Source organism: Candidatus Alkanophaga liquidiphilum (genome assembly GCF_053996935.1).
In genome coordinates this window covers 1-6,927 of the sequence record NZ_JBMXYC010000014.1, presented here as the reverse complement: position 1 = coordinate 6,927, position 6,927 = coordinate 1, and the positions used below count along the sequence as shown (strand labels likewise).

9 protein-coding genes are annotated in these 6,927 nt (G+C 52.4%); 5 read left to right on the top strand and 4 right to left on the bottom strand.

Translation table 11 applies throughout. The features are described from left to right. Positions 1–366 precede the first annotated feature (366 nt). From ACXJJA_RS02015 to ACXJJA_RS02000, 4 genes are read left to right on the top strand one after another with little or no spacing between them, the layout of a single operon-like run. Positions 367–732: a roadblock/LC7 domain-containing protein gene (locus ACXJJA_RS02015; protein WP_456486559.1), complete on the top strand. Its 366-nt coding sequence runs from the start codon at positions 367–369 to the stop codon at positions 730–732. Positions 733–762: 30 nt separating this feature from the next. Further along, entirely contained in the window at positions 763–1,374 is a 612-nt protein-coding gene (locus ACXJJA_RS02010; protein WP_456486558.1) for a hypothetical protein, read from the top strand. Positions 1,375–1,384: 10 nt separating this feature from the next. Beyond that, the gene (locus tag ACXJJA_RS02005) at positions 1,385–2,545 is read left to right on the top strand and encodes an ADP-ribosylation factor-like protein (protein ID WP_456486557.1); all 1,161 of its coding nucleotides are present in this window, start codon (positions 1,385–1,387) and stop codon (positions 2,543–2,545) included. A 19-nt stretch (positions 2,546–2,564) separates the two neighbouring features. Continuing rightward, a complete protein-coding gene (locus ACXJJA_RS02000) occupies positions 2,565–3,197 on the top strand; it encodes a LysE family transporter (RefSeq protein ID WP_456486556.1) in 633 nt (210 codons plus the stop codon). On the opposite strand, the gene ACXJJA_RS01995 is transcribed toward ACXJJA_RS02000, so the two are convergent. The 3 genes from ACXJJA_RS01995 to ACXJJA_RS01985 all read right to left on the bottom strand — a co-directional run bounded on the left by ACXJJA_RS01995 (position 3,178) and on the right by ACXJJA_RS01985 (position 5,533). Further along, the gene (locus ACXJJA_RS01995) at positions 3,178–4,185 is read right to left on the bottom strand and encodes a nucleotidyltransferase domain-containing protein (protein ID WP_456486555.1); all 1,008 of its coding nucleotides are present in this window, start codon (positions 4,183–4,185) and stop codon (positions 3,178–3,180) included. The genes ACXJJA_RS02000 and ACXJJA_RS01995 overlap by 20 nt on opposite strands. A gap of 142 nt (positions 4,186–4,327) precedes the next feature. Continuing rightward, positions 4,328–4,828 (bottom strand): archaeal heat shock protein Hsp20, encoded by a 501-nt coding sequence (gene hsp20, locus ACXJJA_RS01990; protein ID WP_456486554.1) that lies wholly within the window; start codon positions 4,826–4,828, stop codon positions 4,328–4,330. 126 nt (positions 4,829–4,954) lie between these two features. Continuing rightward, positions 4,955–5,533, bottom strand: a complete 579-nt coding sequence (locus tag ACXJJA_RS01985; RefSeq protein ID WP_456486553.1) for a MarC family protein — start codon at positions 5,531–5,533, stop codon at positions 4,955–4,957. A 110-nt stretch (positions 5,534–5,643) separates the two neighbouring features. Here ACXJJA_RS01985 and ACXJJA_RS01980 point away from each other — a divergent pair, with 110 nt between their 5' ends. Continuing rightward, positions 5,644–6,249 (top strand): 4Fe-4S dicluster domain-containing protein, encoded by a 606-nt coding sequence (locus ACXJJA_RS01980; RefSeq protein ID WP_456486552.1) that lies wholly within the window; start codon positions 5,644–5,646, stop codon positions 6,247–6,249. A 532-nt stretch (positions 6,250–6,781) separates the two neighbouring features. Here the strand turns inward: ACXJJA_RS01980 and ACXJJA_RS01975 are convergent. Continuing rightward, positions 6,782–6,904: a type II toxin-antitoxin system RelE family toxin gene (locus ACXJJA_RS01975; protein ID WP_456486560.1), complete on the bottom strand. Its 123-nt coding sequence runs from the start codon at positions 6,902–6,904 to the stop codon at positions 6,782–6,784. Positions 6,905–6,927: the final 23 nt, after the last annotated feature.

Below are 6,927 nucleotides of genomic sequence, written 5' to 3'. Positions count from 1 at the left end.
TCTTCGTCGGTATTCCAGTTGAATTCGCCGCTGAAGAATGATTTCTGCGTTTATAGTTTATCTCGTTATACATTCGAGAGCAGTTATCTGCCCATTCATGCAGTATCGCTTCTTCCTCTTTACCCGGATTCAGGTTGAAGGTGTTTGCCCGTCCCACCACTACCAGCCATATGTGTAGGTATGGAGAGATGAGTTAAGTCTCATCACCACCGCTTTCCATACCCGCCGCATCCCGCCCTGCGAGGCTTTCTGCGAGGTAGAATGGTAATGGAGTATTAATGCGTTAATGGATCCTTCTAAATTGCAAGAGCGTAAGGTTTAAATGAGAAGTCTGCGAAAAACGGAGCGAAGGGGTGCTTTTCGGAAATGACTTTGAAGGAGGAATTGGAGAACATACTTGCGGAAATAAAGAATATAGGAGGCATAGAGGCGTCAGCAATAGTTTCAAGGGACGGGCTGCTGATTGTAAGCGATATGGGGAGCGATGTGCACGCCGAGACGTTTGCAGCGATGAGTGCAGCGATGCTCGGCGCTGCGGAGACGGCGGTCGCCGAGCTTAAAAAAGGTTTGACCGAGCGTGTTATTGTGGAATCACAACACGGTCGAATCATAGCAACAGGCGCCGGTCCTAGGGCGTTACTTGTCGTGATGGCGGCGCCGGACGCCGGCTTGGGGCTAATCCTCGTGGGCATGCGGAAAGCCGCAGAGAAAATAATGGAGCTGCTGAAATAAGCGTAATGTTGTCTCTTGCATTTAGATGAAATGATTTGGCGCAAAGCCGACTTGGGACAGAGGCTTTTGAAAGTGCTCAGGAATGTGCCGAGCGGCACGAGCGTTCTGCTCGTGGGCGGCGGGCTGAAGAAGCTCGCTGTGGACTACATAGAGAAGGCGCTTAAGGAGGGGGAATACGTCGTGTATGTAACTGATTTCCCGTGCACTCTTGAAATAGAAAGCAGCAGATGTGGCATCGTCCAGCTTTACGACGTGCTGCCGGCAGGCGGTGAGAAGCTCTTGCGGACGCAACTCATGCAGCCGAGGCTTAAGACCACGAGCATTGTGAACCTCACGAAAGTATCCGTCTTCATCAGGGACTATTTCAAGGAGATGATGGATGATATGCTTGTAGAGATGCGGAAGGGGAAAATAAATCTGGTTGTGGACAACCTCATAAGTATGCTTACCTTCGACACACATTTTTCAGATCGTTTCCTGCGTTTTTTGCGTCTGCATATTGATGTGATAAAATCATTTGATGCCGTGGGCTTGTATTTCCTCGAGCAGGAGGTCCCGGTGATGAAGAAGCTTGAGGCGTTGTTTGAGGATGGGATGATAATATGGCAGGATGCAAGGGGGAAGCTAAAGATCAGGAGCTGAGTTGGTGCTTATGATGCTTAAGACAGGCATACCGAAGCTTGACGAGCTGTTGGGGGGTGGCGTGCCTGCGGGAAAGTCGCTGCTCTTCTTCACGCAGCCGGGCATCGAGGGCGATGTCTTCGGGATGCAGACATTATATAATGCGCTGACCGGAGGATTGCGGGCGGCTTACGTGCTCACGATGTCGCCACCTTACGAGTTTTTTGAGAGCATGCGGGAACTTGGCTGGGAAGTTTCAGACTCAGAACACCACCTTTTGGTCATAGATGGCTATTCAAAGCTCATCGGCATGGACTCGAAGGCGAAATACGTCGTGGATGATCCTTATAACATAGAAAACTTTGACGCCGCGGTCCGCAGCGTCCTCGAAGAAAGCGATGCCCTGTTCTTCAGCTCGCTCAGCGACCTGATGGACATGTGTGGTGAGGTAAAAACCTTGGAAAGCGTGCGGGCGTGGCTCAAGCTCGCCGCCGAAAAAGGCGTGCCCGTAGTTGCGAACTTCACGGCCTGGCCCTACGATGCTGAGACCTTAGAGGACATCAAAGAAGCATTTAACGCCGTTGTGAAGATCGCGGGCATTGCAGAAAGAATAATCATAGGGCAGTATTACAGCGTGACGAAGGCAGACTGGGTGGAGGCTGAGGAGAAGGCGTTGCTCTTTAAGGTTGTCCGCCCCGGCGGCGTCCGCGCCTACATCCCGAAAATCCTCGTCACCGGTCCTTATAACGCCGGAAAATCGACCTTCGTGGGTGCTCTCTCAAAAAGAGCGGTGTCCGTTGATAGATTCGGCACGACAGTCGCTCTCGATCACGGCTACGTCGATTACAAAGGCGTTGTCGCCGAGGTCTTTGGGACGCCGGGGCAGGAGCGCTTTGATCCGTTGCTAAAGTGGTTAGGCGGTGAGTCCATGGGCGTCTTTCTCGTCGTAGACTCTACAGACGCCGAAAGCTTCCCACGGGCGAGGAAGATGCTTGAGATGACGAGAGCCTCGGGGCTTCCGTGCGTCGTCGTTGCGAACAAGCAGGATCTGCCGGGGGCGCTGTCACCGGAAGAAATAAGGAAGCAGATGCGGCTTGAAGAGGACGTGCCGGTAATTCCGGCAGTCGCTACCGAGCGCAAGGGCGTCTTCGAGGCTTTTGAGACGCTTGTTGAGAGAATTATGGGCATTTAGCTCTCGATTGGCGGGGCAGATGTTAAGTTCAATTTTCTACTTGCTCAGCGTGGGCTTTTTAACGGGGTTAAGCGGCGCCATGCTCCCCGGTCCGCTGTTTGTATTCGTGGTTTCGGATGCTATGCGGCGGGGCGTCCTTTCCGGCGTCCTTGCGATGTTAGGACATGCAGCCGTCGAGGTTCCTACGATTTTACTGCTCATCTTCGGCTTGAGCGTTGCCGGCGTCAGCTCTGCGTTCTACGTGGTGGGAGGCGTCGCCATGACGCTATTCGCGTTAAAAATGGGCTACGACGCTCTGCGCCGACGCTCGGAGCAACGACCTCGGAATATCCGCAGGAAGCACGGCGGCGCCCTGCTCGGCGGCATTGCGTTCACCGCCTTCAATCCGGGTTTCTTCGTGTGGTGGGCGACCGTCGGCTGTGCGTTGCTTGCTTTCGGAGCGGAGACGCTCGGCGGCTTCGGGATGGCGCTCGTCGTCTTAGGGCATTATTTCTCCGATTTCGGCTGGTATTCCTTCGTCGCTCTTTCCGCATCTCAGGGCTTCGTAGTGCGGCACGCCCAGAAATTGCAACTTGTCCTCTCGACGTTTCTCTTCGTGCTTGGGGTTTACTTCCTATGCTACGGCGTCAGGCTCAGCTGCGGCGCGCCTTAAGTTCGTTCAGCAAGCTTAAGCTCCTTATCCATTCACCTCTCGGCTCTCGGCTCGTGCCCACGACAAGACGAAGCTCATCGCCGCATTTCTCAAGCACGCCTCGTGCCTCTACGATTTCGTCCTCAAAGGCTTGCCCGACGTAAGTGTGCGTGAAGCACAGAATTTTGTCCACGAGCTCGTGCTCCACCTCGTAGATTGCGGGGCTGTCGAAGGCGAATTCCGCATTGCGAACCTTCGCAGTTATCTTCTCGTAGCGCAGCGGCTCGCCACGCTCGACATCCTCCCGCTTGAGTCTTCGCAGCTCCTCCCAATCCCGCACGAACAAGACGTCGAAATACGTCCGCAGCTCCTCGCTCCTGCCGCCGCCACTCAGGCGACGCCGCAGCAGCCCTCTGTTGTGCTTTCTAAGCTCGTGCGCTAGGAACTCCTCGTAGCCGAGCTCCGCTTGCCGCTTCTCATAAACACGACGCCACGTCGCATTGTCAAGCCTGAGTTCATCCCGCTCGCAAATTGCAGTTCGCACTTTCTCAAAGCTCCGCCGTCCGTAAACCACAAAGTCCGCATCCGAATCGTTTTTCTGCAAGCCGCAGAGGAATGAGCCGGTTATGCCTATTTTTGAAGCAGGCACGCCAACATCCTGCCTCAAAAAGTCGTAAATTTCCCCAATGCCCTCGTCGGCGGCAGCAACCTCCTTGACACGCACGCTTGGCAGTAGGAACTCCGAAATCTCGGAACGTGGCACACCTTTCAAATATTCGGGCTTTCGCGCCTTCAAAAGGCTACGAGCTTCCTCGAAACTCAACTTTTTGAAATGCCTGCCGTCTTTCGAAACCCTCTCGCCACGCTCATCAGGCACGTATCTCAAAAGACTTTCGACTCTTTCGTCGTCGGGAAACTCGTAGCACACTACAGAAAAAATCCAAGCTCCCCTCGTTATTATAAAATCTCGTATTCTTAACCTTGTAGGCTTCTGCGTCTTTTTACCCACGTCACATCACATTTTTCTTTAACAGAGTCCGTTGCATCATTTGGCTCGTGCAGAATGGTCAAACACCTGTCAAGCAGCAAGCAGGAGAAAACTGGAAATACTGCCAAATCAGACACAGGCATTAGGTAAAAAATAAAAGAGGTTATTCTATTTTGATTTCCTTGCCTTTTGGTCTCTTCTCCTTGAGTTTGAACGTAATTTCGAGGACACCGTTCCTGTAGGTTGCTTTTGCTGAGTCCGGATCGATGAGAGCGTCGAGCTTGCACTCCTTGTAGTATTTTCGAGAGTTCTCGCCCCGGATGATGACGGTGTCTTCGGTGGCGTTAACACTAATCTTGTCCTTCTCGATGCCGGGCATGTCTGCCGTGATTCTAAGGACGTTCTTGTCCTCGTCAACCATCACTGATGTATAGGGCTCTCGGACACCCTCTTCGATGAGTCCGGGCTTTCCTGGACGCACGTTTCCGAAATGCTGGATTCTTGGAATGCCATCTGGTCCTATTTCCATGGAAAAACCATAAATTAGCGGTTCTTTGAACTCCCCGGGCTCGGTTTCTCTGAACGTGCGGAACATCCGCTCTATCATCCTGTCAACGTCCTCAAAAAGTTCATCAAAAATATCCCAAGGTCTCCGCCGTCTCATATTCCCCACCTCTTGTCAAATTCGTAGTTGTAACTTAAAAAATTTTCGTCAATATCGGTAGATCGCCGAAGGGGTGTGAAACAGAAGCTTTGCCGCATTATATCCCATAAAATCCATCTATCGGAATTAACCAGCCATGCCTATCACGCCTTTGCTTATGAACTCGATGGCAATTGCCGCAACGATAATGCCCATGATGCGGCTGAGGACTTCAGAGCCTTCTCTTCCGAGTATTTTATAGATTTGGGCGGAGAAGTCGAGGATGACTTTTGTTGCCACGATTGCGCTCATTATTGCGAAGAGCACGATGAAAAAGCCCCAGGACTGGATAATCATGACCGTCGTTATCGCCCCAGGACCGGCGAGGAGGGGTGTGCCCAGCGGAACTGCGCCGACGTCAGTCTCCCGCACATACTGCTTCTCGCCACGTAACAGGTCGAGAGCGGTGAAAAGCAGGAGAATGCCGCCGGCAATCATAAAGCTTTCGATGCTGATGCCTAGCGCTTCGAGAATCAGCCTTCCCAGAAACGCAAAGACGAGCAGCAGCACTGCCGCCACGAGTATAGCCTCGTTAAATTCCTTTTTGCGTTCAGACTCGCCCATATCTTTTGTAATCGCCAAGAACACCGGGACGTTCCCCGGCGGGTCCATGATTACAAAAAGCATTATGAACGATTTTACGAGAATCTCTACGGTCTCATGCAAGGCTGCACACCTTTTTAGTTTTGTTTTTCTGCACCACGAAATTTTTGTATTCGGCAGAACTTTTAAATCCTCCGTGAGCGTCAGTGTAATTGTCTTGAGGGGGCGTGGGAATGGGAAGCATGAGCGTTCACAGCGAGGCTGAAGCAGAAAGGGAACTGAGACACGAGCCGAAGAAGGAAACGAGGAGGAAGCTGACGGTCATTCCGGAACGCTGTTCGGGCTGTCGGCTTTGCGAGCTTGCGTGTGCGATTGCGAAGTTCGGGGTGAACAATCCAAAAAAGGCTGCAATCCGAGTCATTTCGATATACCCGCACCCAGTGATCAGGATGCCTGTGTTCTGCCGGCAGTGTAAGGAACCGAAGTGTATGGAAAATTGCCCGAACGGTGCAATGTCCATCAAAGATGGTATCGTCGTCATCGACGGTGAAAATTGCATCTCTTGCCACAACTGCGTGATTTCGTGCCCGTTCGGCGCGATTTTCGTGCATCCCGACGTGAAGACGCCGTTCAAGTGCGACCTCTGCGGCGGCGCTCCGAAGTGCGTAGAGGCGTGCCCCACGAAAGCGCTCTTGTTCCTGCCTGAGCACCTCTTAGGGCAGGCGCACCGCCTCATGAGCGTTCTCAAATATTCGCACATGCGTGAGATGGAATACGTGGAGAAGGGTGTGAAGAAGAAACTCAGATACGCGGATATAGGTAAGGAGTTTTTTGAATAGGTCAGTCAGCCTCTCCCGTCTGAAGACGAAGCTTCCCCGCCATGGCGACGGCACCTCTCATCGGACTGGAATGCCGGAGCGCATAGGCGCAGCACTCCGCCCCCCTCGCCCGTTCCCCGCCTTACGGCGAGGCTTCATACAAAGGTTCGCCGACAGCCCCGAGGACGACGTTCGCAAGGCGGGGGCTGATGGGCGTGATGAACGTGATGGGAGGAGCTTCCGTTCCGCCCGCCGTTCCTCCGAATGCCTTGTCCTAAGGATGACGGAGATGGATGGCTTCCGATACGAATGTCACCAAATGTTATCGGAAGCCAAAACGCGGTTGCTCACTACTTCCTTTAGAGTGTCATCGGACTAGTGAACTACCCTAAGCTTGAGCTTGGGGCTTCCTCCGGCTGGAGCTTGTACACATCTTTTTAAAGCCGCCAAGCCGAATTTCGGACAACGTTCCGAGCGTATCTGAAGTCCAGCCGTAAGGCGGGATTTAGGCGAAGTGCCGAAGCCAGATACGCTCTGTTAGGTGAAGTTTTTATCACTTGTAAATGCTCTTTCTGTGTCCAATTCTTAATATCACCATGTTATCATCATCAATATCAAATATGATTCTATAATCACCTATTCTGAATCTGTAGGTTCCTATTTTAGGGTGTATCAATTTTCTGGCATATCTAAAAGGTT

What these genes read in the sequence shown, in the direction of transcription:
- ACXJJA_RS02015 (WP_456486559.1), top strand. Translation starts at nt 367, where the DNA reads ATGACTTTGAAGGAGGAATTGGAGAACATACTTGCGGAAATAAAGAAT.
- ACXJJA_RS02010 (WP_456486558.1), top strand. Translation starts at nt 763, where the DNA reads ATGATTTGGCGCAAAGCCGACTTGGGACAGAGGCTTTTGAAAGTGCTC.
- ACXJJA_RS02005 (WP_456486557.1), top strand. Translation starts at nt 1,385, where the DNA reads ATGATGCTTAAGACAGGCATACCGAAGCTTGACGAGCTGTTGGGGGGT.
- ACXJJA_RS02000 (WP_456486556.1), top strand. Translation starts at nt 2,565, where the DNA reads ATGTTAAGTTCAATTTTCTACTTGCTCAGCGTGGGCTTTTTAACGGGG.
- hsp20 (WP_456486554.1), bottom strand. Translation starts at nt 4,828, where the DNA reads ATGAGACGGCGGAGACCTTGGGATATTTTTGATGAACTTTTTGAGGAC.
- ACXJJA_RS01980 (WP_456486552.1), top strand. Translation starts at nt 5,644, where the DNA reads ATGGGAAGCATGAGCGTTCACAGCGAGGCTGAAGCAGAAAGGGAACTG.